Genomic DNA, 25505 nt, shown 5'->3' with positions numbered 1-25505 from the left:
GGTCCATCCTAGGGAGGCGAGGTCTCTCCCGGCGGAAAGTTCCCGCAGGTGGACGGGCGGAAACCGGCCGCATGTGCGACCGGCCCCGGTTCAGTCCTTGTTCAGCGCGTTCAGGGCCGCGTACAGCAGTGTTCAGCCGAGCGGGAGGCCCTGGGCGGTCCAGCGGTCGCCGTGGCGCTCCAGGGTGAGCGGCAGGCCGAAGCAGCGCGAGAGGTTGCGGGCGGTCAGCTCGGTGTCGATCGGGCCGGCGGTGAGCACCTTGCCCTGACGGATCATCAGGACGTGGGTGAAGCCGGGGACGATCTCCTCCACGTGGTGGGTGACCATCGCCATCGCCGGGGCGAACTCGTCCTGGGCCAGCGCGCCGAGACGGCGGATCAGGTCCTCGCGGCCGCCGAGGTCCAGGCCGGCGGCCGGCTCGTCCAGCAGCAGCAGCTCGGGGTCGGTCATCAGGGCGCGGGCGATCATGGTGCGCTTGCGCTCGCCCTCGGAGAGGGTGCCGAACTTCCGCTCGACCAGGGCCGACATGCCGAGCCGGTCGAGCAGCGCGAGGGCGCGGTACGAGTCGGTGTTCTCGTACTCCTCGTTCCAGGTGGCGGTCATGCCGTAGGCGGCGGTGAGCACGGTCTGCAGGACGGTCTGCTGGGCGGGGAGCTTGTCGAGCAGGGAGGCGGAGGCCAGGCCGATCCGGGCGCGCAGCTCGAAGACGTCCACCTCGCCGAGCTTCTCGCCGAGCACGGCGGCCGAGCCGGAGGTGGGGTGCAGGTAGGTGGAGGCGACCTGGAGGAGGGTGGTCTTGCCCGCCCCGTTCGGCCCGAGGATGACCCAGCGCTCGCCCTCGGCGATCGACCAGGAGACCTGGTCGACAAGCGCGCGCCCCTCCCGGACCACGGATACGTCCACCAGTTCCAGCACGTCGCTCATGCCTACGCCTTCCCCAAAGCAAGAAAAATTCGGCGGTGTCCGAGGGCCCCGGGCGCCGGGCCCTCGGGATTGCTGTCCAAACCTACGCCACGCGGATGGCCGTACTTTCCGTAGGCTGGCCGGATGCCTGCCTTTGCCGCCGACAATCCGGCCGACAATCCGTACGAAGAGCCGCGCTCCGGGCGCCTGGCCGCCTGGGGCAACGCGCTGCTGGCCGGCCACACCTCCCCCGACCACGCGGCCACCGCCGTGGCCGGCGCCGACGACAGCCACCGGGTGGCCGGGCTGCCCGGCGACGCCGAGGGCGAACTGCACGGGCTCACCTGGGCCCTGGGACGGCTGCGGGTGCTCGGGGCGACCGGGCTGCGGCTGGCCCTGCCGGTCTCCGGCCACCCGCTGGGGCTGACCGGCCCGGCCGGCTTCAACGACGCCGCGATGGTGGCCGGCGAGGCGGTGCTGGCGGTCGGCCTGCCGATCGGCTTCGTGCCCGAGGTGGAGGTGTACGGGCCGGCCGGTGACCAGGGCGTCCGGGTGCTCTGGCGCTGCTCGGCGGTGAACGACGGCCCGCCGGCCGACGTGCCGTCCCTGCACGAGGCGGAGCGCGAACTGGCCGACGGACTGCGCGAGACCACCCTGATGCTCACCAAGCTGGACGTGGCCGGCGCCGGCCCGCAGGCCCTGCGGGCCCTGGACCAGTGGCGCCGCCGGGGCCACACCGAGCTGCTGGCGCCGGGCTACCCGCCGCGGGCGGTGCGGGTGCTGGAGTCGGCCCGGCAGATCTCCGCGCTGCTCTGGATCGCCCTCGGGCACGGCGACGGCGCGGCCGTCTCCGCCACCGAGATGGCCGCCCGCCGGGAGGTGCTGGCGCCGCTCGGCCGGACCGCGCGGCGGGCCAAGGCGGCGGCGTACAACGCGTTGGTGGACGAGCGGGGCTGACCCGAAAGCGGTCGACACACCGTCAGGTGTGCGTGGCAGACTCCCCCGGCGATCACCGATCACCTCTGGGGGACCTCCATGCACGCGACCCGACGCAAGCTCCTGTTCGCGGCGGCCGGGGCGGGCGCGGCCGGCCTGGCCGCCGCCTCGCCGGCCGCCGCGGTCACCACCACCGCCCCGTGGCTCGACGTGACCGCCGCGCCCTACGGCGCGGCCGGTGACGGCACCACCGACGACACCGCTGCGATCAACTCGGCGCTGGCCGCCTGCCCGATCGGCGGCGTGGTGCACCTGCCGGCCGGGGTGTACGCCACCTCGGCCCCGCTGGTGGTGCCGCCCGGCGTCACGCTGCGCGGCAGCCACGGCACCCACCTGGACCTGCTGGCCTGCTCGGTCCGGCCGCTGGCCTCGTTCGTCGGCGACGCGGTGATCCGCTTCGTCGACCAGGCCACCGGCGGCTACCCGGTGGTGAGCAACGAGCAGCGGCTGACCGAGGTGACCGTGGACGGCTCCCGGCTGCCGGCCGGGAACACCGTGGCCGGCATCCGGGCCGTCGGTTACGTGCACGGCGTGGTGCTCCAGGACGTGGCCGTGTTCAAGGTCGGCGGCAACGGCGTCACCGCCTCGTACAACTCCTCCGGCATCGCCTACAGCTGGCGCGGCACCCGGGTGGTGGCCAACGCCTGCGGCGGCTTCGGCTTCAACCTCTCGATGACCGACTGCACCTGGATCGACCTGGAGGCGATCGGCTGCGGCAAGAGCGGCTTCTACGTCAACAACGCCGCCAACTCGCACTTCGTCAGCTGCCGGGCGGAGTGGAACGGCCACCACGGCTTCGAGTTCACCGGCGCCTGGACCACCGGCAACGGCGCGGGCGGCTGCTCGGCCACCAACCTCTCCACCGACCGCAACGCGTACAACGGCGTGCTGGTGAACGCCACCGGCGCCGGGCCGCTGGTGCTCAACGGCCTGATGCTCCGTCGGGACGGCCGCAACGGCGGGGGCGGGGGCGGCGGGTACGCCGGGCTCCAGGCGCTCGGCACCACCCTGCCGGTGGTGGTCTCCGGCCTGGCGGTCTTCCCCGGCACCGACGACGGCGGTGCCAACGCCTCCACCCCGCAGTACGGGCTGGCGGTGAAGAACTCCTCCTTCGTCTCCGTCTCCGGCGGCTACCTCCAGGCCACCGAGGCCCCGGTGCTGGACGGCGGCGGGAACGGGCTGCTGCGCCTGGACCCGGGCCTGGGGCTGGCCACCGGCCCGACCTCCGCGCCGGTGACGGCCGACCGCAACCGCTGGGGCGCCACCGCCGCGTACGGCGTCGCGGTGGCGCAGGACGACCGGACGGCGCTGGCGCTGGACAACAGCGGCTCCAACGTCAACCAGCCGCTGGTCCGCCTGCAGACCGGCACCGCCGCGAGCAACGTGCTCAAGACGGCCGTCGCCGGGGAGGCCCGGACCCGCTTCGTGCTGGGCGCCGCCGGCCGGATGGAGTGGAGCGACGGCACGGCGGCGGCCGACACCGTGCTGCAGCGCTCCGGGCCCGGGGTGCTCCGCACCGACCAGGCGCTGAGCCTGGGCCAGGGCCTGCGGGTGAGCGAGGGCGGCGGCAGCGCGCGGATGGGCACGCTGACGCTGAACGGGACCGCCGAGGTGACGGTGCCCACGACGGCCGTGACGGCGCGCAGCCGGGTCTTCCTGACGGCCCAGTCGGCGGCGGGCACGAGCACGACCCCCGGGGTGGCGTACGTCTCGGGGCGGACGGCCGGGGTGTCGTTCGGGGTCCGCGGGACGGCCGGGGACACCTCGGTGGTGGCCTGGCTGGTGGTCGAGCCCGCCTGACGCCCCGTCAGCCGGCCGCGTTCCGGACCGCCCAGAGGGCGGCCTGGGTGCGGTCGGCCAGGTCGAGCTTCATCAGGATGTTGGAGACGTGGGTCTTCACGGTCTTCTCGGAGAGGTGGAGCGCCCGGGCGATCTCGCGGTTGGAGCGGCCGTCGGCGATGTGCGAGAGCACCTCGCGCTCGCGCTCGGTCAGGCTGCCGCCCCGGCCCTGGGGGGCGCGCGGGGTGTCGTCGGAGAGCAGGGCGGTGGCCAGCTCCGGCTGGAGCAGGACGTGGCCGGCGTGCACCGAGCGGATCGCGCCGGCCAGCGCCTCCGGGTCCACGTCCTTGTAGACGTAGCCGCAGGCCCCGGCGCGCAGCGCGGGCACCATGGTGCGCTGCTCGGTGAAGCTGGTGACGATCAGCACCTTGGCCCCGGAGCCGCCCTCGCGGAGCAGCTTCAGCGCCTCGATGCCGTCCACCTTGGGCATCTTGAGGTCCATCAGCACGACGTCGGGGGCGAGGGCGAGGATCCGCTCCACGCCCTCGGCGCCGTCGGCGGCCTCCCCCACCACCTCGATGTCGTCCTGCACCTCCAGGAAGGTGCGCAGGCCTCGGCGGACCACCTGGTGGTCGTCCACCAGCAGCACGCGGATCGGTGACGCGGTGTCAGGCACCGGGGACCTCCAGCTCGATGACGGTGCCCCGGCCGGGGGCGGATTCCAGCGACAGGGTGCCGCCGACGGCCGCCGCCCGGTCCCGCATGGAGACCAGGCCGAGGTGGCGGCCGGCCCGGCGGACGGCGTCCGGGTCGAAGCCGTGGCCGTCGTCGGCCACCCGCAGGCGGGCGCCGCGGCCCGGCGTGCCGGCCAGGGTGACCTCGACCGTCCCGGCGCCGGAGTGGCGCAGCGCGTTGTGCAGCGCCTCCTGGGCCACCCGCAGCAGTGCCGCCTCCTGGGCCGGCGGCAGCGCGCGGACGCCGTCGGCGGTGAACCGGACGGCGGCGGTGTGGGCCCGGTCGAGGACCTGCACCTGGGAGGCCAGGGTCGGCACCAGGCCGTCCTCGTCCAGCGCGGCGGGGCGCAACTCGACCACCACGGTGCGCAGTTCGTCGGCGGCCTCGGCGGCGAGCCGGGCCACCTCGGCCAGCTCGGCGCGGGCCCGGTCCGGGTCGCGGTCGACCAGCTTGGCGGCGGCCTTGGCGGTCAGGCGGAGCGAGAAGAGCTTCTGCGAGACGGCGTCGTGCAGGTCGTGGGCGATCCGGGCCCGTTCGCCGGCCAGGGTGAGCTCGCGGCTGCGCTCGTAGAGGCGGGCGTTGCCGAGCGCGATGGCGGCGTGGGCGGCCAGGATGCGCAGCAGTTCCTCGTCGTGGGCGGTGAAGCCGCCCTCCTTGTTGGCCAGGAAGACGGCTCCGAGGATCTCGGTGCCGTCCACGATCGGGACGCCGAGGAAGTCCTTCATGTCGGGGTGGGCGCTGGGCCAGCCCTCGAAGTCCGGGGCGTGCCGGACGTCGTCGAGCCGGGTCGGCTCCAGCCGGTGCAGCATGGCGGCGAGCACGCCGTGCTGGCGGGGCAGCGGGCCGATCGCCTTCCACTGCTCGTCGCTGACGCCGTCGACCACGAACTGGGCGAAGCCGCCGTGGTCGTCCGGCACGCCGAGGGCGGCGTACTCGGCGCCCAGCAGAGTGCGGGCCTCGGCGGTGATCCGCCGCAGCACCTCGCGCACCTCCAGGTGGCGGCTCATCGCCAGCACGGCGCTGCTGACGGCCTCGATGCCGCTGAGGTTGGGGTCGCAGGCGGGCTGGTCACACGGTTCCGGCATGGGGCCACGCTACCGCCGGGGCCCGGGGGCGGGCATGAGGCATCGGGTCTAGGTCGATGGTCCCGGTCCTGGCGGCGCGTACCTCCCCAGGTGCTCAGCCGCGCTGCATCACCTCGGGCTCGTGGCGGCGCTGGAGCCGGGCCAGCAGCAGGCCGAGCAGGACCGCGAAGAGCACCAGCACCGCCCAGTTGAGCACCAGCTGCCCGGCCTCGTGCGCCCAGAGGCCGTCCGGCTCGGGGGCGGTCGGGGAGATCCGGCCCAGGTCCAGGGTGGCGGCGCCCGCCGCGACGCCCCAGCGGGCCGGCATCAGCCAGGCGAACTGCTCCAGGCCGGGCTCGTCGTAGAGCCGGAACACCGCGCCGGTGAAGACCAGTTGGACGATGGCGAACATCACCAGCAGCGGCATGGTCTTCTCGGTGGTGCGCACCAGGGCGGAGATCACCAGGCCGACCATCATCGAGACGAAGCCCAGCAGGGTCACCCCGATGCCCAGCTCCACCGCCGGAGCCCCCGTCAGCAGCAGCCCCTCGTCCGGGAGTTCGCGCACCCCGAAGCCGATCGCCGAGATCAGCCCGCCCTGCACCAGGCTGACGGCGCCGAGCACCACCACCTTGGAGGTCAGGTAGGCGGATCTGGACAGGCCGGTGGCCCGTTCCCGCTCGTAGACGGGGCGTTCCTTGATCAGCTCGCGGACCGAGTTGGCCGCCCCGGCCAGGCAGGCGCCGACCGCGAGCACCAGCAGGATCATCCGGGCGCCGCCGTTCACCGCCTTGGGGCCGGTGCCCTCGCAGGCGACCAGGCCGCACGGGTCCGGGATCACCGCGCTCACCCCGCCGAGCACCAGCGGCAGCAGCAGGGAGAGCGCCAGGAAGCCCCGGTCGGTGCCGAGCACCGCGAGGTAGCGGCGGACCAGGGTCCAGAGCTGCGCGCCCCAGCTGCGCGGGCGGGGCGGGGCGGCACTGCCGCGCTGCACGGGCAGCGCGGGCAGCGGGGTGGCGATCGAGTCGGCCGAGTACTCCTGGTGGTGCGGGGAGTCCCGGTAGCGGCCGGCCCAGTCGTGGCCGGGGTGGTTCTCGAAGGCCTGGAAGACGTCCGCCCAGCTGGGGTAGCCGAAGAAGTACAGCGCCTCGGCGGGCGGGCCGAAGTAGGCCACCGACCCGCCGGGGGCGAGCACCAGCACCCGGTCGCAGAGCGCGAGTTCGGCCACCGAGTGGGTGACCACCAGGACGGTGCGGCCGTCGTCGGCCAGGGTCCGCAGGGTCTGCATCACCTCGCGGTCCATGCCCGGGTCCAGCCCGGAGGTCGGCTCGTCCAGGAAGATCAGCGAGGGCTTGGTGAGCAGCTCCAAGGCGACGCTCACCCGCTTCTGCTGGCCGCCGGAGAGCGCGCTGATCCGCTGGTCGGCCCGCTGGTCCAGGCGCAGCTCGTACAGCACCTCCTCGATCCGGCGCTCGCGCTCGGTGGCCTCGGTGTCCCCGGGGAAGCGCAGCTCGGCGGCGTAGCGCAGGGCGGTGCGCACCGTCAGCTCGCGGTGCAGGATCTCCGACTGCGGCACCAGGCCGATCCGGGCCCGCAGTTCGGCGAACTGCCGGTACAGGTCGCGCCCGTCGTACAGCACCTGGCCGGCGTCGGCCGGACGGTAGCCGGTGAGCGCGCGCAGCAGGGTGGACTTGCCGGAGCCGGACGGGCCGACCACCGCGACCAGGGACTTCTCCGGGACGGTGAAGCCGACGTCGTTCAGCAGCGTGCGGCGGCTCCCCTTGTGCTCCACCTCGACGGTGAGGTGGCGGGCCGAGAAGGTCACCGCGCCGTCGTCCACGTACTCCTGCAGCTGGCCGCCGACCAGCGCGAAGCTGGAACGGCCGACGGTGAGGCGGTCCTGCTCGCCGACCCGGGCGCGCTGCACCGGCAGGCCGTTCAGGTAGACCCCGTTGTTCGCCCCGAGGTCGACCACCTCCCAGTCGCCGTGCGGGAGTTGGCGCAGCTCGGCGTGGTGGCGGGAGACCATCAGGTCGGTCAGCACCACGTCGTTGTCCAGCGCCCGGCCGAGCCTGATGGTGCGGGTGTACGCGGCCAGGCTGCGCACCACCGTCGGGGGCTCCTGGCGCGGGAAGGCGGCGGACGGGAACGCGGCCGCCGGGAAGGCCTGCTTCGGTGCCTCGCCGCGCTTGGTGACCGCCGCGTGCCAGGGCACCTGCGGGGCGGCGAAGCTCAGCACCGGGCCGGTGACCGCGCTGCCCAGGCGGACCTCGGTGCCCGGCTGGAGCGGGAGGTGCGCGGTGCGCTCGTTCCGGTGGTAGGTGCCGTTGGTGGAGCCGTGGTCGGTGAGGTGCCAGCCGTTGTTCTGGTGGCCGATGGTGGCGTGCCGCCAGGAGACCCGGGCGTCGTCGATCCGCAGATCGGCCGCCGGGTCGCGGCCCACCGAGTACGAGCGCGCCGGATCGAGGGGCACCCGCCGCCCGTCGACCACCACTTCGAGCTGTGCCACGTCCCGTTCTTCCCCCCGCCCGTCCCGACCCCTGACGGGGCGCCATCTTTCCAGTACCCCGGGGCGGGCACTGTCAGCCGGTCACTGTTCGCCCACCGTTCGTCCGCGCGTTGGTCCAGAGGGCGGACGCCGTTGCGGGCGCGGTCCGGCCGTTCGGTAGCGTGGGAGGCACCATGAACGCTGCGCCCCTCCCCCCGCTGCCCCGGTCGTACGACGATGAGCGCACCTTGCTGGTCAAGGTCTTCGGCAAGGACCGTCCCGGCATCACCTCCGGACTGTTCAACACGCTCGGCGCGTTCGGCGTGGACGTGATCGACATCGAGCAGATGGTCACCCGGGGGCGAATCACCCTCTGCGCCCTGATCGCCACCCCCGAGGGCGGCCCCGGCGCCGAGGGCGCACTGCGCTCGACCGTGCACCGCTGGGCGGAGGAGCTCAAGCTCCAGGCGGAGATCATCTCCGGCACCGGCGACAACGCCCCGCGCCGCGAGGGCCGCTCCCACGTCACCGTGCTCGGCCACCCCCTGACCGCCGCCGCCACCGCCGCCCTCACCGGCCGCATCACCGAAGCCGGCGGCAACATCGACCGCGTCTTCCGCCTCGCCAAGTACCCCGTCACCGCGGTCGAACTGGCCGTCTCCGGCGTGCCCACCGAGGAACTGCGCTCCGTCCTGGTCACCGAGGCCGCGGCCCAGCGGGTCGACATCGCGGTGGTGCGGGCCGGGCTGCAGCGCCGGGCCAAGCGGCTGGTCGTCATGGACGTCGACTCCACCCTGATCCAGGACGAGGTGATCGAGCTCTTCGCCGCGCACGCCGGCTGCGAGGAGGAGGTCGCCGCCGTCACCGCCGCCGCGATGGCGGGCGAACTGGACTTCGCCGAGTCGCTGCGCGCCCGGGTCGCCCTGCTGGCCGGCCTCGACGCCGCCGTCACCGAGAAGGTCCGCACCGAGGTCCGCTTCACCCCCGGCGCCCGCACCCTGGTCCGCACCCTGCGCCGCCTCGGCTTCCAGGTCGCCATCGTCTCCGGCGGCTTCACCCAGGTCACCGACCACCTGGTCGAGCAGCTCGGCCTCGACTACGCCGCCGCCAACACCCTCGAAGTGGTCGACGGCAAGTTCACCGGCCGGGTCACCGGCGAGATCGTCGACCGCGCCGGCAAGGCCCGCTGGCTCGCCCGCTTCGCCGAACAGGCCCGCGTCCCCCTGGAGCAGACCGTCGCCATCGGCGACGGCGCCAACGACCTCGACATGCTCAACGCGGCCGGCCTCGGCGTCGCCTTCAACGCCAAGCCCGTCGTCCGCGAAGCCGCCGACACCGCGGTCAACGTCCCCTTCCTCGACACCGTCCTCTACCTCCTCGGCATCACCCGCGAAGAGGTCGAGGCCGCCGACGCCCTGGACGGCACCCCGACCGAGGACTGACCGCCTCCGGCGGGCAGGACCGGGAAGCACCACGTCGCACGTCAGAGGCCCCGACCGTCGGAACGGTCGGGGCCTCTGACGTGGCGTCAGTCCTCGTGCGGGGTGTGGAAGGTGTCGAGGCGGGCGATGCCCGGTTCGACGGTCTTCCAGGGGGTGGTGAAGGAGAGGACGGCGATGGCGGCGGTGGGGAAGCCGCCTCGGGTGAGGCGGGTGAGGGCGTCGGGGTCGCCCTGGTCGCCGGCGAGGATCTGGGTGAGGCCGAGCACGCCCGGGTTGTGGCCGACCAGGATGAGGTCGTGGTGGTCGTCCGGGGTCTCCTGGAGGACCGCGATGATCTCGCCGGGGCTGGCCTCGTAGATGCGGCTCTCGTAGACCGTCTTGCGGGGGCGCTTGGGCAGCTCGTGGGCGGCGAGCTTCCAGGTCTCCCGGGTGCGCAGGGCGGTGGAGCAGAGCACGTAGTCGGGGTTGATGCCGGAGTCGGTCAGCCAGCGGCCGGCGTCCGGGGCCTGGTGACGGCCCCGGTCGGCCAGGGGCCGCTCGTGGTCGTCCACGCCGTTGGGCCAGTCGGCCTTGGCGTGGCGGAGAACGATGATCCTTCGGAGGGTGTCGGCGCTCATACCCAGAGCTTTCCAGAAAACCCCCGGTCGGGCGCGGTGCTACCGGGCCCCGCCACTCCTGGGAGTGGCGGGGTCAGCCCATGTCGTTGGCGACGCTGGCGAGGATCGCGATCACCACGACCAGGGCGGCGATCAGGCCGAGGAGCTGGAGGAGCTTCTTCTGGCCGTTCGGGGGGTTCGGTTCGAGGACTGGCATGGGAGGAGTCTCGCACTGCGAACGGATCCCGCGGACGCCGGGGTCAGCCCTCGTCCTCGACGTGGCGGGCCTTGCCGGCCCGGATGCCGAAGGCCATCTGCGGGACCAGCAGCAGGGCGAGGAACCCGAGCGGCAGGTACCACTGGCCGGTGCTCTGGTAGATCGAGCCGACCAGGATCGGGCCCGGGATGGAGATCAGGTAGCCGAGGCTCTGGGCGAAGGCGGAGAGCTGGGTGACGCCGCCGGGGGTGCGGGCGCGCAGGCCGATCATGGTGAGGGCGAGCGGGAAGGCGCACATCGAGAGGCCGACCAGGGTGGCCCACAGCCAGGGGACGGTGCCGGCGGCGAGGGCCAGGCCGGTGAAGCCGGCGATGCCGCACAGGCCGAGGACCACCACGAAGAGGCCCTGCTCGCCGCGCTTGGCGGCCAGGTTGGGGAGGACGAAGGAGGCCGGCACGCTGATCGCCATCACCAGGGCGAGCAGGACGCCCGCGGAGCCGGCGGAGACCCCGGCGTCCTGGTAGATGGTGGGCAGCCAGCCCATGGTGGCGTACGCGCTGGTGGCCTGGAGGCCGAAGAAGGCGCCGAGGGCCCAGGCGGTGCGGCTGCGGGTGATCGGCAGCTTGGCGGTGGCGGCCGGGGACGCGGAAGAGGAGGAGGCGGAGCGGCGGGTGTCGCGGCGGAGCAGGAGGGTGACCAGCCAGAGCAGCAGGGCCGCCACGGCGAGCAGGCCCCAGACGCCCAGGCCCTCGCGCCAGCTGCCGCCGAGGGCGGTGGTCATCGGGACGGTGAGGGCGGCGGCGGCCGCGGTGCCGATCGAGAGGGCCATCGAGTAGAGGCCGATCATCGGGCCGACCCGGTTCGGGAAGTAGCGCTTGATCACCACCGGGATCAGCACGTTGGCCACCGCGACGCCGGCCAGGGCGACGGCGGTGAGGAGCAGGAAGACCGCCGTGCCGCCGGAGAAGGAGCGGGCCAGCACGCCGAGCGCGATGGCGCCGAGGCCGGCCGTGACCACCACCACCGGGCCGAGCCGCCGGGCCAGTGCGGGGGCGGCCAGGCCGAAGGCGGCGAAGCAGAGGGAGGGGACGGCGGTGAGCAGGCCGGCCACCGTGGCGCTCATGTGCAGGTCCGCCCGGACCTGGTCGAGCATCGGGCCGAGGCTGGTGACCACCGGGCGGAGGTTGAGCGCGGCGACCGCGACGGCGAGGGCCAGCAGCCAGCCGAGGCGGTGGGCGGTGGGGCGTTCGGTGGAGCGTTCGGGGGTGCGTGCGGCCGGGGTGGTGCGCTCGGCTGCGGTGGTCTTGGCGGTCGGCATGCGCCCCATCATAGAATGATGGGATGAATTTGGGCACCCCGGTATCCTGGCGGCGTCCGCACGTAGAACCGACAGGTAGAACTGACAGGGAGTCCGATGGCGCTGTCGACCACCCGCCGCACCCCGCTCTCCGACCAGGTGATCGCCCAGATCCGGGCCCAGATCACCTCCGGCGAGTGGCCGGTCGGGTCACGCATCCCGACCGAGGCCGCGCTGGTGGAGCAGTTGGGGGTCGCCCGCAACACCGTGCGGGAGGCGGTCCGGGCACTCGCCCACAACGGGCTGCTCGACATCCGGCAGGGCTCGGGGACGTACGTGCTGGCGACCAGCGAACTGGCCGGGGTGATGCACCGTCGCTTCGCGGACGCCGACCAGGAGCAGGTGGCGGAGTTGCGGGCGGTGCTGGAGACCTCGGCGGCGGGGTTGGCGGCGGTGCGGCGTACCGAACGCGACCTGGAGCTGATCGGGGTCACGCTGGAGCGGCGCGAGGCGGCGTGGCACTCCGGGGAGACGGAGGACTTCGTGCAGGCCGACGCCGCGTTCCACCAGGCGGTGGTGGCCGCCGCCCACAACGACGTGATCGCGGCGGTGTACGCGGACCTCGGCGAGGTGACGCGGGCTCACCTGCGGCACGACGTCGGGCCGGAGCTGATCGCCGAACGGTACGTCAGCCACGACGGGATCCTGGCGGCGGTGCGGGAGCGCGACGCCGCGCGGGCGTCGGTCGAGGCGGGGCGGGCGATCGGGGTCTGCAGCGACGCCTGACGCTCCGCGCGAGGGCGACCGTCCACGGCTGCGGCTTCGCACGAGGGTGACCACGCACGAACCGAAGGGGCGCGAGGAACTGCGCGGGGCGGGAGAAGCTGAGCTTCGCTTCTCCCGCCCCGCGCAGTTCCTCGCGCCCCTGTTGTGCTTGACCCAGGTGCACACGGCTCGCGCCCACGCGGCGGAGCCGCACATCAGCAGAGCCTCGCGCCCCTGGTGTGCTTGACCTAGGTGCACATGGCTCGCGCCCCTGGTGGGCCTTGGCCTAGGTGGCTACGTTCAGGCGCCGATGGCGTGGAGGCCGCCGTCGACGTGGACGATCTCGCCGGTGGTCTTGGGGAACCAGTCGGAGAGGAGGGCGACGACGCCGCGGCCGGCCGGCTCGGGGTCGGAGAGGTCCCACTTGAGGGGGGAGCGGGTCTCCCAGGTGGCGGCGAGGTCGCCGAAGCCCGGGATGGACTTGGCGGCCATGGAGCCGATGGGGCCGGCCGAGATGAGGTTGCAGCGGATGTTGCGCGGGCCGAGGTCCCGGGCGAGGTAGCGGCTGGTCGCCTCGAGGGCGGCCTTCGCGGGGCCCATCCAGTCGTACTGCGGCCAGGCGAACTGCGCGTCGAAGGTGAGGCCGACCACCGAGCCGCCGTCCTGCATGAGCGGGAGGAGCGCGGTGGTGAGCGACTTCAGCGAGAACGCGGAGACGTGCATGGCGGTGGCCACGGACTCCCACGGGGTGTGCAGGAAGTTGCCGCCGAGGGCGTCCTGCGGGGCGAAGCCGATGGAGTGGACGATGCCGTCCAGGGTCGGCAGGCCGGCCTCGCGGACCTTGTCGGCGATCCCGGCGAGCTCCTCCTCGCTGGAGACGTCGAGCGGCAGGACGGTGACCGGGTTCGGCAGCTTCTTGGCGATGCGCTCGGTGAGGCTGGGGCGGGGGAACGCGGTGAGGATGACCTCGGCGCCCTGCTCCTGGGCCAGCTTCGCGGTGTGGAAGGCGATGGAGGACTCCATCAGCACACCCGTGATGAGGATGCGCTTGCCCTCGAGGATTCCACTCATGATCAGTGACCCATGCCCAATCCGCCGTCGACGGGAATGACGGCTCCGGTGATGTACGCGGCCTCGTCGGAGGAGAGGAAGCGCACGGTAGAGGCGATCTCGCCGGGGGTGGCGTAGCGGCCCAGCGGCACGCCCGCGACGATCTCCTTGCGGCGCTCCTCGCTGAGCACCGCGGTCATGTCGGTGTCGACGAAGCCGGGGGCGACCACGTTGACGGTGATGTTGCGGGAGCCGAGCTCACGGGCCAGGGAGCGGGCGAAGCCGACCAGGCCGGCCTTGGAGGCGGCGTAGTTGGCCTGGCCCGGGGAGCCCAGCAGGCCCACCACCGAGGAGATGAGGACGACCCGGCCCTTGCGGGCGCGGAGCATCTTGGCGGAGGCGCGCTTGACCACCCGGAAGGTGCCGGTGAGGTTGGTGTCCAGGACGGAGGTGAAGTCCTCCTCCGACATCCGCAGCAGCAGGGTGTCCTTGGTGATCCCGGCGTTGGCGACCAGCACCTCGACGGGGCCGTGGGCGGCCTCGACCTCGGTGAAGGCGGCGTCCACCTGCGCGGCGTCGTTGATGTCGCAGCGGACGGCGATCGCCTCGAACTTGGCCAGCTCCTCGGGCAGCTCGCCCGACCGGCTGGTGATCGCGACCTTGTCACCCGCCTCGGCGAAGGCCAGGGCGATGGCAAGACCGATGCCCCGGTTACCTCCGGTGACGAGAACCGAGCGGCTCACGGACACACCTCTTCTCCTTGGTTGACCGGCGGGCCCGGACCGGCACGTGGGGTGGCCGGTGGGCCGCGGCGGTACGCGGTGCGCGACGCGGTGCGCGCGTACGCAGTGTGACGCTATCGGTCATTTCCGGCCGGGAGCGAATCGTTCTCCCACAGGTCCACCCGGCGCGAACTGTGGCCTTCCGACAATGGGCGGCGCGGCCGGGGCGCCCGGTGCTGACGTTCCGCTACCGCGCGGCCACCCGGGGCTCAGTGGACCCGCCAATGCGCCGGGGAGGCGGCCGGAACGGGAACAACCGGCCCGGTCGCCGCCGTTGCCCTCGTGGGCCGCCGTCGGCCGGCCCGTCGCCACGGACCGAGAGAGCGTAGAACCGGATGAGCAAGGAACGATCGGGCAGCCGGAAGACCCTCCTGCTGGCCGCCCTGACCGCCGCGGCCGGGGCCGCCGCCGCCTGGACCTTCCGCGAGGTGCCCGTCGCCTTCGGCCGTCGGCCCGACCCGGCCGACCCCCGGGTGCGGAACTCCCCCCAGTACCGGGACGGCGTCTTCCACAACGCCCCGTCCGAGCTGGCCCGGGACTCGGTCGGCTCGCCCGACGCGGGCACCCTGCGCCGGATGCTGTTCGAGCGCGACGGCCTGCCGACCGGCCCGGTGCCGCTGGCCCGGTTCGACGGCGGCCCGCACCAGGACGTCGAGGGCGTGCGGCTGACCTGGTTCGGCCACGCCTCGGCGCTGGTGGAGATCGAGGGCAGCCGGGTGCTGCTGGACCCGATCTGGAGCGACCGCTGCTCGCCGTCCCAGCACGTCGGCCCGAAGCGGCTGCACCCGGTGCCGGTGGAGCTGGAGGACCTGCCGCCGGTGGACGTGGTGCTGATCTCGCACGACCACTACGACCACCTGGACATGCCGACCGTCCAGCGGCTGACGAAGAGCCAGTCCGCGCCGTTCGCCGTGCCCCTGGGCATCGGCGGGCACCTGCGCAGCTGGGGCGTGCCGGAGCACCGGATCATCGAGCTGGACTGGGACGAGACCTGCACCCTGGGGGACCTGACCGTCACCCTCACCTCGGCGCACCACTTCTCCGGCCGCGGCACCACCAGGAACACCACCCTCTGGGGCTCCTGGGTGATCGCCGGGCCGACCAGGAAGGTCTACTACACCGGGGACTCGGGCTACTTCGAGGGCTACGCGAGGATCGGCGAGCAGCACGGCCCGTTCGACGCCGCGCTGGTGCAGATCGGCGCGTACGACCCGGCCTGGGCCGACATCCACATGACCCCGGAGGACGCGGTGCTGGCCCACCGCGAGCTGCGCGCCGGGCTGCTGGTGCCGGTGCACTGGTGCACCTTCCGCCTCGGCCTGCACCCGTGGGCCGAGCCGGTGGAGCGGCTGCTGGTGGCGGCCAAGGAGCACGCGGTGCCGGTGGCCGTGCCGCGCCCCGGCCAGCGGGTGGACGTGGACAGCCCGCCGGAGCTGGACGGCTGGTGGGAGACGGTGGCCTGACGCGTCGTCACCCCGCCCCGGGAGGGGACAACCCGGGGCGGGGGCGTCAAGATGTCCGGCATGAACGAGTACGGGGGAACGTCGAACACCACGCCCGGCACGCTGCTGGCCGGGCGCTACCGCCTGCGGGAGCGGCTCGGCCGGGGCGGCATGGGCACCGTCTGGCGGGCCGAGGACGAGCGGATGCACCGTCAGGTCGCGGTCAAGGAGCCGACCCTGCCGCCCGGCGTCGGCGAGCAGGAGCGGACGGAGCTGTGCCGCCGGATGGAGCGGGAGGCGCAGGCGGCCGCGGCGATCCGGCACCCCGGCGTGGTCCGGGTGCACGACATCGAGACGGTGGACGGCCTGCCCTGGCTGGTGATGGAGCTGATCGAGGGCGAGAGCCTGGAGAGCTGGCTGGCCCGGGGCACCGTGGACGTGGCCGAGGCCGCCTCGACGGGGCGTCAGCTGGCCGCCGCCCTGGCCGCGGTGCACGCGGCGGGGGTGGTGCACCGGGACGTGAAGCCGGCCAACGTGATGCGCACCCCCACCGGTGAGCTGGTGCTGACCGACTTCGGCATCGCCCAGGTGGAGGGCGGGGTGGACCTGACCAGGACCGGCCTGCTGGTCGGCTCGGTCCCCTACCTCTCCCCCGAGCGGGCCGCCGGGCGCCGCCCGGGCCCGGCCGCCGACCTCTGGTCGCTCGGGCTGGTGCTGTACGAGGCCCTGGAGGGCGTCCACCCGTTCCGGCGGCTGTCCGCCGAGAGCACGCTGGTGGCCGTCGTGCAGGACCCGGTGCCCGAGCCGCGCCGGGCCGGCCCGCTGACCGGGGTGATCACCGCGCTGCTCTCCCGGGACCCGGACCGGCGCCCGGACGCCGCCGAGGCGGAGCGCCTGTTCGCCCTCCCGGCCGCGGTGCCGACCCCGACCGAGGTGGTCGCCGCCCCGCTGCCCGGCCCGGCCGCCCCGACCGTCGCGCTGCGCGCCGCCGGACGGCCCACCGCTCCGCGGCCCCGGTGGCGCCGGAGGCCGCTGCTGGTCGGCGCCGCGCTCGCGGGGGTGGCCGCGCTGACCGCCGCCGGCCTCGGCGCGTGGCGGCTGCTGGGCGGCCCGCCGGAGCCGAGGAGCGTCCCGGCCGGCTACACCGCGCACAGCTACGACCAGCTGGGCCTGGGCATCGCGGTGCCGGAGGGCTACAGCACCAGCCTGGGCCTCAGGGAGGCGAACTGGGCCTCCCCGGACAGCCGGGTGCAGATCCGGGTGAAGGACGAGGGGAAGGCGGAGAGGAGCGCCGAGCAGTACGCCCGGGAGCGGCTGGCCCTGCTGATGAAGGGTCAGGGCACCTTCTGCTCCGAGTCGAAGCCCGCCCCGGAGTACTTCCACGTGGAGACGGTGCACGGCCCGCAGTCCGAGCTGCACGGCGACCTGGACGCCTCGGTGATCAAGTACCGGTACAGCACCCTCGCCGAGGACGTCTACCCCTGCCTGTCCCACGATCCGGTCGACGAGGCCACCGAGCAGTACCTGGTGCGGGACGGCCGGGTGCTCCACCTGACCTTCCGGTTCGTCCGACAGAACGTCAAGGACGGCCCGGCGGCCGACAACCGGACCGTCTACGACAACGTCAACCGCTCGATCGACCTGGGCTGACCCGCCGTGAAATCTGCTGGCCCGAAATGGCTCGGCGGTCCATGATGCGGTACGGGGTGTCCCGTGTCCGGGGCTCCCCCACCCTCCGATCGTCCCCCGACCCAGGGAGCCCGATGCCCCCGACGCCCAGCGCCGGCCACACCACAGGCCGTGCCGTCGACCCGCTGTTCCTCGCCTACCCGCTGCGCACCCTCGCCGACGCCGCGCTGAGCCGGGCGAAGCAGCTCGGCGTCTCGCACGCCGACTTCCGTCTGGAGCGGGTGCGCTCCGCCTCCTGGCGGCTGCGTGACGCCCGCCCCTCCGGCTCCTCCGACACGGTGCAGCTGGGCTTCGCCGTCCGGGTGCTGCTGGACGGCGCCTGGGGCTTCGCCGCCGGGGTGGACCTGACCCCGGAGGCGGCGCAGCGGGTGGCCGAGCAGGCCGTCGCGGTGGCGAAGCTGTCCGGCGGGATCAGCCGGGCGGCCGGCGGCACCGACCTGGTGGAGCTGGCCGAGGAGCCGGTGCACGCGGACGTCACCTGGGTCTCCTCCTACGAGGTGAACCCCTTCGAGGTGCCGGACGCGGAGAAGACCGCGCTGCTGGCCGACTGGAGCCGCCGCCTGCTGGCCGCCGACGGCGTCTCGCACGTCTCGGCGAGCCTGCTGACGGTGCAGGAGAACAAGTTCTACGCGGACACCGCGGGCACCGTCACCACCCAGCAGCGGATCCGGCTGCACCCGACCCTGGAGGCCACCTCGGTCGACGAGCGCACCGGCGCCTTCGACTCGATGCGCACCATCGCCCCGCCGGTCGGCCGGGGCTGGGAGTACCTGCTCGGCACCGGCTGGGACTGGGACGCCGAACTGGACGGGCTGCCCGGCCTGCTGGCCGAGAAGATGAAGGCCCCGAGCGTCACGGCCGGCCCCCTGGACCTGGTGGTCGACCCGTCCAACCTCTGGCTGACCATCCACGAGTCGATCGGCCACGCCACCGAGCTGGACCGCGCGCTGGGCTACGAGGCCGCCTACGCGGGCACCTCCTTCGCCACCTTCGACAAGCTGGGCTCGCTGAAGTACGGCTCCGAGCTGATGCACGTCACCGGTGACCGCACCGCCGAGCACGGCCTCTCCACCATCGGTTACGACGACGAGGGTGTGGCCACCCAGTCCTGGGACCTGGTCAAGGACGGCGTCCTGACGGGGTACCAGCTGGACCGCGCGATGGCGAAGCAGAAGGGTCTGGGCCGCTCCAACGGCTGCGCCTTCGCCGACTCCCCCGGCCACGTGCCGGTGCAGCGGATGGCCAACGTCTCGCTCCAGCCGGTGGCCGGCGGCCCCGACACCCAGGGGCTGATCTCCCAGGTGGAGAACGGCCTCTACATCGTCGGCGACCGCTCCTGGTCGATCGACATGCAGCGGTACAACTTCCAGTTCACCGGCCAGCGCGCCTTCGCCATCCGCAACGGCGAACTCGCGGGCCAGGTCAAGGACTTCGCCTACCAGGCCACCACCACGGACTTCTGGGGCTCGATGAGCGCCGTCGGCGGCCCCGAGACCTACGTGCTCGGCGGTGCCTTCAACTGCGGCAAGGCCCAGCCCGGCCAGGTCGCCGCCGTCAGCCACGGCTGCCCGTCCGCGCTCTTCCGCGGCGTCAACGTGCTCAACACCCAGCAGGAGGCGGGTCACTGATGCCCATCGTCCACCCGCACGAACTGGTCGAGCGCGCGCTCGAACTCTCGCAGGCCGATGGCTGCGTGGTCATCGCCGACGAGGAGACCACCGCCAACCTCCGCTGGGCCGGCAACGCCCTGACCACCAACGGGGTCACCAAGGGCCGCCGGCTCACCGTGATCGCCACCGTGGACGGTGCCGAGGGCACCGCCTCCGGCGTGGTGGCCGCCGAGGCCGTCACCCCGGACGAGGTCGAGGCGCTGGTCCGCGCCGCCGAGGCGGCCGCCCGCGAGGCCGGCCCGGCCGAGGACGCCCAGCCGCTGCTGCCGTCCCGCGAGCCGTCGGCGGACTTCACGGCGCCCCCGGCCGAGACCTCCATCGAGGTCTTCGCCGCCTTCGCCCCGGCGCTCGGCGAGGCCTTCGCCCGGGCCCGCAAGGAGGGCCAGCTGCTCTACGGCTTCGCCCGCCACGAGGTGGTCTCCAGCTACCTGGGCACCTCCACCGGCCTGCGGCTGCGCCACGACCAGCCCACCGGCACGGTCGAGCTGAACGCCAAGACCGAGGACCTGTCGGCCTCCGCCTGGGTCGGCGCCGCCACCCGGGACTTCGCCGACGTGGACGTGGCCGCGATGCACGCCGAGGCCACCAAGCGCCTCGGCTGGGGCCGCAAGAAGATCGACCTCCCGGCCGGGCGGTACGAGACCCTGCTGCCGCCGACCGCCGTGGCCGACCTGATGGTCTACCTGAGCTGGTCCTCCGGCGGCCGCGACGCCGCCGAGGGCCGCACGGTCTTCTCCAAGGCCGGCGGGCAGACCCGGGTCGGCGAGCGGCTCAGCCCGCTGCCGCTGACGCTCCGTTCGGACCCGGCGCAGCCGGGCCTGGAGGCGGCGCCGTTCGTGCTGGCGCACTCCTCCGACGGCGACAGCTCGGTCTTCGACAACGGCCAGCCGCTGGCCGCCACCGACTGGATCAAGGACGGGGAGCTGGCCAACCTGCTGACCACCCGTCACACCAGCGGCCTGACCGGCCTGCCGCTCACCCCCGCGATCGACAACCTGGTGCTGGAGACGGCCGACCAGGACGCCGCCCCGACCCTGGACGAGATGATCGCCCGGACCGAGCGCGGCCTCCTGCTCACCTGCCTCTGGTACATCCGCGAGGTCGACCCCGCCACCCTGCTGCTCACCGGGCTGACCCGGGACGGCGTCTACCTGGTGGAGAACGGCGAGGTCGTCGGCGCGGTGAACAACTTCCGCTTCAACGAGTCCCCCGTGGACCTGCTGGGCCGCATCACCGAGGCGGGCAGGACCGAGCCCTGCCTCCCCCGCGAGTGGGGCGACTGGTTCACCCGGGCGGCCATGCCGCCGGTCCGGGTGCCGGACTTCAACATGAGCTCGGTCAGCCAAGCGAGCTAGGAGCTGCATCAACCGTGGACGAGAAGCGCACCGTGAGGGTCTCCAAGACCCTCTCCCGGGTCCTGAGGCACGACCCGGCCTCGATCGGCATCGCGCTGGACGAGGCCGGGTGGGTCCCGGTGGACACCCTGCTCGCCGCCCTGGCCCGCAAGGGCACCCGGATCACCCGGGACGAGCTGGACCACGTGGTGGCGAACAACAACAAGAAGCGCTTCGCGTACTCGGAGGACGGCTCGGCGATCCGGGCCAGCCAGGGGCACTCGGTGGCGGTCGACCTCGGTCTGGCCGCCGCCGAGCCCCCGGCGGTGCTCTACCACGGCACCACCGGGACGAACCTGGACGCGATCTTCCGCGAGGGCCTGCGTCCGATGAGCCGTCAGGACGTCCACCTGTCGGCGGACACCGAGACGGCCGTGCGGGTCGGTTCCCGGCACGGCCGTCCGGTGGTGCTCACGGTGGACGCGGCGGGCCTGCACGCGGCCGGGCACGAGTTCCGGATCTCCGCGAACGGCGTCTGGCTGACCGACGCCGTACCGCCCGGCTACCTGGGGCAGCTGCCCGCCTGAGGCCGCGTCACGTCAGGCGCCGGTCAGGACTTCTTGCGAGCACCCCAGACCGGCGCCACCACCACGATCAGCAGCACCGCGGCGCCGAGCTGGAAGGCGTGCCGCCACCAGTCGAAGCCCCGGGTGTCGGCCACCCCGAACAGGTGCGCCACCAGGTTCCCGATGATCGCCCCGACCATGCCGAGCACCATGGTCAGCCAGACCGGGATGTCCTGCTTCCCCGGGATCAGCAACCGGGCGATGCCGCCCAGGATCAGACCCTCGATCAGCGCCGAGATGATCGCCCACATAGTCAGCTCCCGGAGGCCGCGGCCGCCGACCCTCGGCGGTGCTCCTCCCGTGGACCACAGTTTTTGCCCCGTCCGGCCCACCCGCACCCCGGGTGGGCCGTTCCCGTGCCCCCACCCTCCTCGCCGGGCGTCAGCGGGCGTACCGTGAGAACGCCGCACCGGGCCGGAGTGCGGGGGCTGACGAGGACGGTTAGAGGCATGGGCAAACGGGACGAGGTCTTCCGGATCACCCGGGCGCGGAGCAGTCTGAGCGAGGACGTCCGCGGCCGCCAGCGGCGCTACGTGATCTCGATGCTGGCGCGCACCCTCTGCGTGCTGCTCGCGGTGGCGATGTGGAACGTCGAGCGGTTCGTCGCGTACGGCGCGCTGGCCGGCGCGGTGCTGCTGCCGTACTTCGCCGTGCTGATCGCCAACGCGGGCCGGGAGAAGGCCCCGGGCCTGCCGAGCACCTTCGCGATCCCGGCCGACACCCCCCTGATGCTGGGCCCTGGGGGCTCCGGCGGTGGCGGCGACCAGACCCGTTCCTGAGGCTCCATGCCCGGTTTGACTGCTGTTCAGCGGATTTGCCGGACAGAAAGCTCAGAACAAGCTCAGATTAATCTCGGCGGACCTAGCCACGCGGGCGGTCCGGCGTGACATACTGCGTACGCGCTCCGCATCCCCCGTCGGAGCGACTGACCGACGCCGGGCGGCTCCCCCCGTGGCTGCCCGGCGTCGTCGTGCTCGGGTACTGGGAACGGCAGCTCCATGGACAGCCCCTCGATCAACCTCTTCGGCCCGGCGGACGGCCCGGAGGGCCCGCCGGTCTGCTCGGCCAAGGGCTGCCGGAAGCCCGCCGCGTGGGTGCTGGTGTGGAACAACCCCAAGCTGCACACCCCGGACCGCAAGAAGACCTGGCTCGCCTGTGAGGACCACCAGGAGAGCCTGGGCCAGTTCCTCGGCGTGCGGGGCTTCCTGAAGGACACCGTCGCCCTCGCCGACTGGCAGGACACCGAAGGGGCCTGACGGCCCCTCAGCCCCCCGCTCGGCCGCCGATGGCGACTGCGCCGTCAGCCGCCGACGGCGACTGTGTCGTCAGCCGCCAATGGCGGACATCGGCCGGTCGGGCTGGAGGAAGTCCGGGTCGTCGATCCCCGCACCGGCCTTCTTGCCCCACATCGCCGCCCGCCAGAGCGCGGCCAGTTCGGCGTCGCCGGAGCCGTCCCGCAGGGCGGTGCGCAGGTCCGTCTCCCCGGTCGCGAAGAGGCAGTTGCGGACCTGGCCGTCGGCGGTCAGCCGGGTGCGGTCGCAGGCCCGGCAGAACGGCCGGGTGACCGAGGCGATCACGCCCACGGTGGCCGGGCCGCCGTCCACCAGCCAGCGCTCGGCCGGGGCTGCGCCGCGGACCGAGGAGGGTTCTGGGGTGAGCTCGAAGCGGGTGCGCAGCCGCTCCAGGATCTCCTCGGCGGTGACCATCTGCGAGCGGTCCCAGCCGTGCTGGGCGTCCAGCGGCATCTGCTCGATGAAGCGCAGCTGGTACCCGCGCTCCAGGCACCAGCCGAGCAGAGCGGGCGCCTCGTGCTCGTTGACCCCGCGCATCAGCACCGCGTTGAGCTTGACCGGGGTGAGCCCGGCGGCCTCGGCGGCGGCCAGGCCGTCCAGCACGTCGTGGTGCCGGTGACGGCGCGTCAGGGTGTGGAAGAGCTCCGGGTCCAGGGTGTCCAGCGAGACGTTGACGCGGTCCAGGCCGGCCGCCTTGAGGGCGGTCGCGGTGCGGGCCAGGCCGATGCCGTTGGTGGTGAGGGAGAGCTCGGGGCGGGGCTCCAGCGCTGCGCAGGCGGCGACGATGCCCACCAGGCCGGGGCGCAGCAGCGGCTCGCCGCCGGTGAACCGGACCTCCCGCACGCCGAGTTCGCGCACCGCGAGCGAGACCAGGCGGACGATCTCCTCGTCCGTCAGCAGGTCGCTCTTGCCCAGCCACTGCAGGCCCTCCTCGGGCATGCAGTAGGTGCAGCGGAGGTTGCAGCGGTCGGTCAGGGAGACCCTGAGGTCCACGGCCTGCCGACCATAGGTGTCGAGGAGCACGGAGCTCGGCCCCCTTCCCTGGAGCGCGACTGGCCCGGCCGCCGGTGTCGGCGGGCCGGGCCAGCTTAACGCCGTGATCCCTCACGGCCGCGTCCTTATCCGGTGGGCGGACCGACCGGCTGCGACTAGGTCAGCTCCCTGTCAGTGTGCACCCAGGCCGGTGAGCGAGCGGACCTCCAGCTCGGCGGCCTTGGCAGGGTCGGCCTTCTCCTTGGCGAGCACGGTGCCCAGCCAGCCGGCCAGGAAGCCGATCGGGATGGAGACCAGGCCCGGGTTCTCCAGTGGGAACCAGTGGAAGTCGCTGTGCGGGAAGAGCGAGTTCTTGCCGCCGGAGACCACGGTGGAGAAGAACACCAGGACGACCGAGCTGACCAGACCGGCGTAGACCGAGCTGACCGCGCCGGTGGTGTTGAACCGCTTCCAGAACAGCGAGTAGAGCAGGGTGGGCAGGTTGGCCGAGGCGGCCACCGCGAAGGCCAGCGCCACCAGGGCGGCGGTGTTGAGCTTGTCGGCGAACAGGCTGAGCACGATCGCCACCGCGCCGATGCCGATCGCGGCCAGCTTGGCCGAGCGGACCTCCTCCTTCTCGTCCGCCTTGCCCTTGCGGATCACGTTGGCCCACAGGTCGTGGGCGAAGGAGGCCGAGGAGGCCAGGGTGAGCCCGGCCACCACGGCCAGGATGGTGGCGAAAGCGACGGCCGAGATGACGGCCAGCAGGATCGCGCCACCGGTGGTCCCGGCCCCGCCGCCGAGGTTCTCGGCGAGCAGCGGGGCGGCGGTGTTGCCCGCCGCGTTGGAGGCCTTGATGGTCTTCGGGCCGACCAGGGCGGCGGCGCCGAAGCCCAGCGCCAGGGTCATCAGGTAGAAGCCGCCGATGATGCCGATCGCCCAGAGCACCGACTTCCGGGCCGCCTTGGCGGTGGGCACGGTGTAGAAGCGGACCAGGATGTGCGGCAGGCCGGCGGTGCCGAGCACCAGGGCCAGGCCCAGGCTGAGGAAGTCCAGCTTGCTGGTGCCGGTGGCCCCGTACTTGAGGCCGGGCTCCAGGAAGGCCGAGCCCTTGCCCGCCTGGTCGGCGGCGGCCTGCAGCAGGTGCGAGACGTTGAAGTCGAACTTGGCCAGCACCAGGACGGTCATCAGCGCGGTGCCCGCGATCAGCAGCACGGCCTTGACGATCTGCACCCAGGTGGTGCCCTTCATGCCGCCGATGGCGACGTAGATCACCATCAGCGCGCCGACCGCGACGATGGTCCAGCGCTTGGCGCCGTCCCCGCTCACCCCGAGCAGCAGGGCGACCAGCGAACCGGCGCCGACCATCTGGGCCAGCAGGTAGAAGATCGACACCACGATGGTGGAGATCCCGGCGGCGGTGCGCACCGGGCGCTGGCGCATCCGGAAGGCCAGCACGTCGGCCATGGTGTAGCGGCCGGAGTTGCGCAGCGGCTCGGCCACCAGCAGCAGGGCGACCAGCCAGGCCACCAGGAAGCCGATGGAGTAGAGGAAGCCGTCGTAGCCGAAGAGCGCGATGGCCCCGGCGATGCCGAGGAAGGAGGCGGCGGACATGTAGTCGCCGGAGATCGCCAGGCCGTTCTGGAAGCCGGTGAAGCCGCGGCCCCCGGCGTAGAAGTCGGCGGCGTCGTTGGTCTGCCGGCCGGCCCAGATCGTGATGCCCAGGGTGGCGAGCACGAAGAGGCCGAACAGGGTCATGGTCAGGCCGCGGTGCTCGGTGGCCGCGGTGGCCAGCTGGGTCGTGGCGAGGGCGTTCATTCGGCGGCCTCCCGCGGGCTCACGACGGTGGCGCGCTCGCGGATCGCGGCGGCCTTCGGGTCGAGTCGGCGGTCCGCGTACCGGGCGTACCAGGCGGCGATGCCGAAGGTGGAGGCGAACTGGAGCAGGCCGAGCAGCAGGGCCATGTTGACCGCGCCGAAGAGCTTGATCGCCATGAAGTCGTGGGCGTAGCTGGAGAGCAGCACGTACAGCAGGTACCAGAGCAGGAAGCCCGCCGTGACCGGGAAGACGAACCCCCGGAACGCCCTCCTCAGGGCGGCGAACTCCTCGCTCTGTTCGATGAGTTGGACTTCCGTGGGCGTCGCGCTCTCGGCAGTTGATGGGGTTTCCACTCGGCGTCTCCTGTGATGTGTCGGCGGCACAGTGGGGAACGAATGGACGTGAGGGGCGTCACAGTCGCGATGCCGCTGCATGGTAGGGCCTGCTGAGGCGGGCACGACAGACCCCGGGCCGAGGTTGGACCGCACAACATCAAGAAGGCGGTACCGCCGCAGCGGTACCGCCTTCTTGACGCCGTGTCAGACGTC

The 25505-nt window shown here is 73.2% G+C and carries 24 protein-coding genes; 11 read left to right on the top strand and 13 right to left on the bottom strand.

All coding sequences use genetic code 11. From position 1 onward, the window contains the following. Positions 1–132: 132 nt before the first annotated feature. Positions 133–924 carry an ABC transporter ATP-binding protein gene (locus ACIA8O_RS39770; RefSeq protein WP_396298978.1) on the bottom strand — a complete coding sequence of 264 codons (792 nt, stop codon included), beginning with the start codon at positions 922–924 and terminating at the stop codon, positions 133–135. A gap of 123 nt (positions 925–1047) precedes the next feature. Here ACIA8O_RS39770 and ACIA8O_RS39765 point away from each other — a divergent pair, with 123 nt between their 5' ends. Next, entirely contained in the window at positions 1048–1860 is an 813-nt protein-coding gene (locus ACIA8O_RS39765) for a hypothetical protein (protein WP_396298977.1), read from the top strand. A gap of 78 nt (positions 1861–1938) precedes the next feature. After that, positions 1939–3699 (top strand): glycosyl hydrolase family 28-related protein, encoded by a 1761-nt coding sequence (locus tag ACIA8O_RS39760; protein ID WP_396298976.1) that lies wholly within the window; start codon positions 1939–1941, stop codon positions 3697–3699. Between the two features lie 7 nt (positions 3700–3706). Here ACIA8O_RS39760 and ACIA8O_RS39755 read toward each other — a convergent pair whose 3' ends face one another. The 3 genes from ACIA8O_RS39755 to ACIA8O_RS39745 form a co-directional block, all read right to left on the bottom strand. Further along, on the bottom strand, positions 3707–4354 hold the full coding sequence (locus ACIA8O_RS39755) for a response regulator (RefSeq protein WP_396298975.1): 648 nt from the start codon (positions 4352–4354) through the stop codon (positions 3707–3709). Beyond that, positions 4347–5498: a GAF domain-containing sensor histidine kinase gene (locus tag ACIA8O_RS39750; protein ID WP_396298974.1), complete on the bottom strand. Its 1152-nt coding sequence runs from the start codon at positions 5496–5498 to the stop codon at positions 4347–4349. Before ACIA8O_RS39750 ends, ACIA8O_RS39755 begins: the two co-directional genes overlap by 8 nt. Positions 5499–5592: 94 nt before the next feature. Beyond that, complete coding sequence (locus ACIA8O_RS39745) at positions 5593–7986, bottom strand: ATP-binding cassette domain-containing protein (RefSeq protein WP_396298973.1); 2394 nt, start codon at positions 7984–7986, stop codon at positions 5593–5595. A gap of 173 nt (positions 7987–8159) precedes the next feature. Between ACIA8O_RS39745 and serB the strand changes: the two genes are divergently transcribed. Further along, entirely contained in the window at positions 8160–9407 is a 1248-nt protein-coding gene (serB, locus tag ACIA8O_RS39740) for a phosphoserine phosphatase SerB (protein WP_396298972.1), read from the top strand. Positions 9408–9493: 86 nt separating this feature from the next. Here the strand turns inward: serB and ACIA8O_RS39735 are convergent, their stop codons facing one another. The 3 genes from ACIA8O_RS39735 to ACIA8O_RS39725 all read right to left on the bottom strand — a co-directional run bounded on the left by ACIA8O_RS39735 (position 9494) and on the right by ACIA8O_RS39725 (position 11538). Further along, positions 9494–10024, bottom strand: coding sequence for a SixA phosphatase family protein (locus tag ACIA8O_RS39735; protein WP_396298971.1), 531 nt, complete (start codon positions 10022–10024; stop codon positions 9494–9496). Positions 10025–10097: 73 nt separating this feature from the next. Then, positions 10098–10220, bottom strand: a complete 123-nt coding sequence (locus ACIA8O_RS39730) for an SGM_5486 family transporter-associated protein (RefSeq protein ID WP_396298970.1) — start codon at positions 10218–10220, stop codon at positions 10098–10100. Positions 10221–10263: 43 nt separating this feature from the next. Continuing rightward, positions 10264–11538, bottom strand: coding sequence for an MFS transporter (locus ACIA8O_RS39725; protein ID WP_396298969.1), 1275 nt, complete (start codon positions 11536–11538; stop codon positions 10264–10266). Positions 11539–11634: 96 nt separating this feature from the next. Here ACIA8O_RS39725 and ACIA8O_RS39720 point away from each other — a divergent pair, with 96 nt between their 5' ends. Continuing rightward, positions 11635–12303 carry a FadR/GntR family transcriptional regulator gene (locus ACIA8O_RS39720; RefSeq protein ID WP_396298968.1) on the top strand — a complete coding sequence of 223 codons (669 nt, stop codon included), beginning with the start codon at positions 11635–11637 and terminating at the stop codon, positions 12301–12303. Between the two features lie 279 nt (positions 12304–12582). On the opposite strand, the gene fabI is transcribed toward ACIA8O_RS39720, so the two are convergent. Further along, a complete protein-coding gene (gene fabI, locus ACIA8O_RS39715; RefSeq protein ID WP_396298967.1) occupies positions 12583–13353 on the bottom strand; it encodes an enoyl-ACP reductase FabI in 771 nt (256 codons plus the stop codon). Positions 13354–13355: 2 nt separating this feature from the next. Beyond that, the gene (fabG, locus tag ACIA8O_RS39710; RefSeq protein ID WP_345290744.1) at positions 13356–14075 is read right to left on the bottom strand and encodes a 3-oxoacyl-[acyl-carrier-protein] reductase; all 720 of its coding nucleotides are present in this window, start codon (positions 14073–14075) and stop codon (positions 13356–13358) included. Positions 14076–14449: 374 nt separating this feature from the next. Between fabG and ACIA8O_RS39705 the strand changes: the two genes are divergently transcribed. The 5 genes from ACIA8O_RS39705 (at position 14450) to ACIA8O_RS39685 (ending at position 20836) form a co-directional block, all read left to right on the top strand. Then, positions 14450–15577, top strand: a complete 1128-nt coding sequence (locus ACIA8O_RS39705) for an MBL fold metallo-hydrolase (RefSeq protein ID WP_396298966.1) — start codon at positions 14450–14452, stop codon at positions 15575–15577. 60 nt (positions 15578–15637) lie between these two features. After that, entirely contained in the window at positions 15638–17206 is a 1569-nt protein-coding gene (locus ACIA8O_RS39700; RefSeq protein ID WP_396298965.1) for a serine/threonine-protein kinase, read from the top strand. Between the two features lie 113 nt (positions 17207–17319). Next, a complete protein-coding gene (locus tag ACIA8O_RS39695) occupies positions 17320–18873 on the top strand; it encodes a TldD/PmbA family protein (protein ID WP_396298964.1) in 1554 nt (517 codons plus the stop codon). After that, entirely contained in the window at positions 18873–20270 is a 1398-nt protein-coding gene (locus ACIA8O_RS39690; protein WP_396298963.1) for a metallopeptidase TldD-related protein, read from the top strand. The genes ACIA8O_RS39695 and ACIA8O_RS39690 overlap by 1 nt, the downstream gene beginning before the upstream one ends. A 14-nt stretch (positions 20271–20284) precedes the next feature. Further along, entirely contained in the window at positions 20285–20836 is a 552-nt protein-coding gene (locus tag ACIA8O_RS39685) for an RNA 2'-phosphotransferase (RefSeq protein WP_396298962.1), read from the top strand. 23 nt (positions 20837–20859) lie between these two features. Here ACIA8O_RS39685 and ACIA8O_RS39680 read toward each other — a convergent pair whose 3' ends face one another. Continuing rightward, complete coding sequence (locus ACIA8O_RS39680) at positions 20860–21126, bottom strand: GlsB/YeaQ/YmgE family stress response membrane protein (RefSeq protein ID WP_396298961.1); 267 nt, start codon at positions 21124–21126, stop codon at positions 20860–20862. A gap of 198 nt (positions 21127–21324) precedes the next feature. On the opposite strand from ACIA8O_RS39680, the gene ACIA8O_RS39675 reads away from it, so the two are divergent. Together ACIA8O_RS39675 and ACIA8O_RS39670 are read left to right on the top strand one after the other, a co-directional pair. Continuing rightward, positions 21325–21654 (top strand): DUF3099 domain-containing protein, encoded by a 330-nt coding sequence (locus ACIA8O_RS39675; RefSeq protein ID WP_396298960.1) that lies wholly within the window; start codon positions 21325–21327, stop codon positions 21652–21654. 219 nt (positions 21655–21873) lie between these two features. Continuing rightward, entirely contained in the window at positions 21874–22131 is a 258-nt protein-coding gene (locus tag ACIA8O_RS39670; RefSeq protein ID WP_396298959.1) for a hypothetical protein, read from the top strand. A gap of 69 nt (positions 22132–22200) precedes the next feature. Here the strand turns inward: ACIA8O_RS39670 and moaA are convergent, their stop codons facing one another. The 3 genes from moaA to ACIA8O_RS39655 form a co-directional block, all read right to left on the bottom strand. Beyond that, the gene (gene moaA, locus ACIA8O_RS39665) at positions 22201–23190 is read right to left on the bottom strand and encodes a GTP 3',8-cyclase MoaA (RefSeq protein ID WP_396298958.1); all 990 of its coding nucleotides are present in this window, start codon (positions 23188–23190) and stop codon (positions 22201–22203) included. Positions 23191–23331: 141 nt separating this feature from the next. Then, on the bottom strand, positions 23332–24957 hold the full coding sequence (locus tag ACIA8O_RS39660; protein ID WP_396298957.1) for a cation acetate symporter: 1626 nt from the start codon (positions 24955–24957) through the stop codon (positions 23332–23334). After that, the gene (locus ACIA8O_RS39655) at positions 24954–25310 is read right to left on the bottom strand and encodes a DUF485 domain-containing protein (RefSeq protein ID WP_396298956.1); all 357 of its coding nucleotides are present in this window, start codon (positions 25308–25310) and stop codon (positions 24954–24956) included. Before ACIA8O_RS39655 ends, ACIA8O_RS39660 begins: the two co-directional genes overlap by 4 nt. Positions 25311–25505: the final 195 nt, after the last annotated feature.

Source organism: Kitasatospora sp. NPDC051853 (assembly GCF_044452665.1).
GTDB lineage: Bacteria > Actinomycetota > Actinomycetes > Streptomycetales > Streptomycetaceae > Kitasatospora.
The sequence above is the reverse complement of the archived record's forward strand: the minus strand, read 5'-3'. Positions and strand labels throughout refer to the sequence as shown.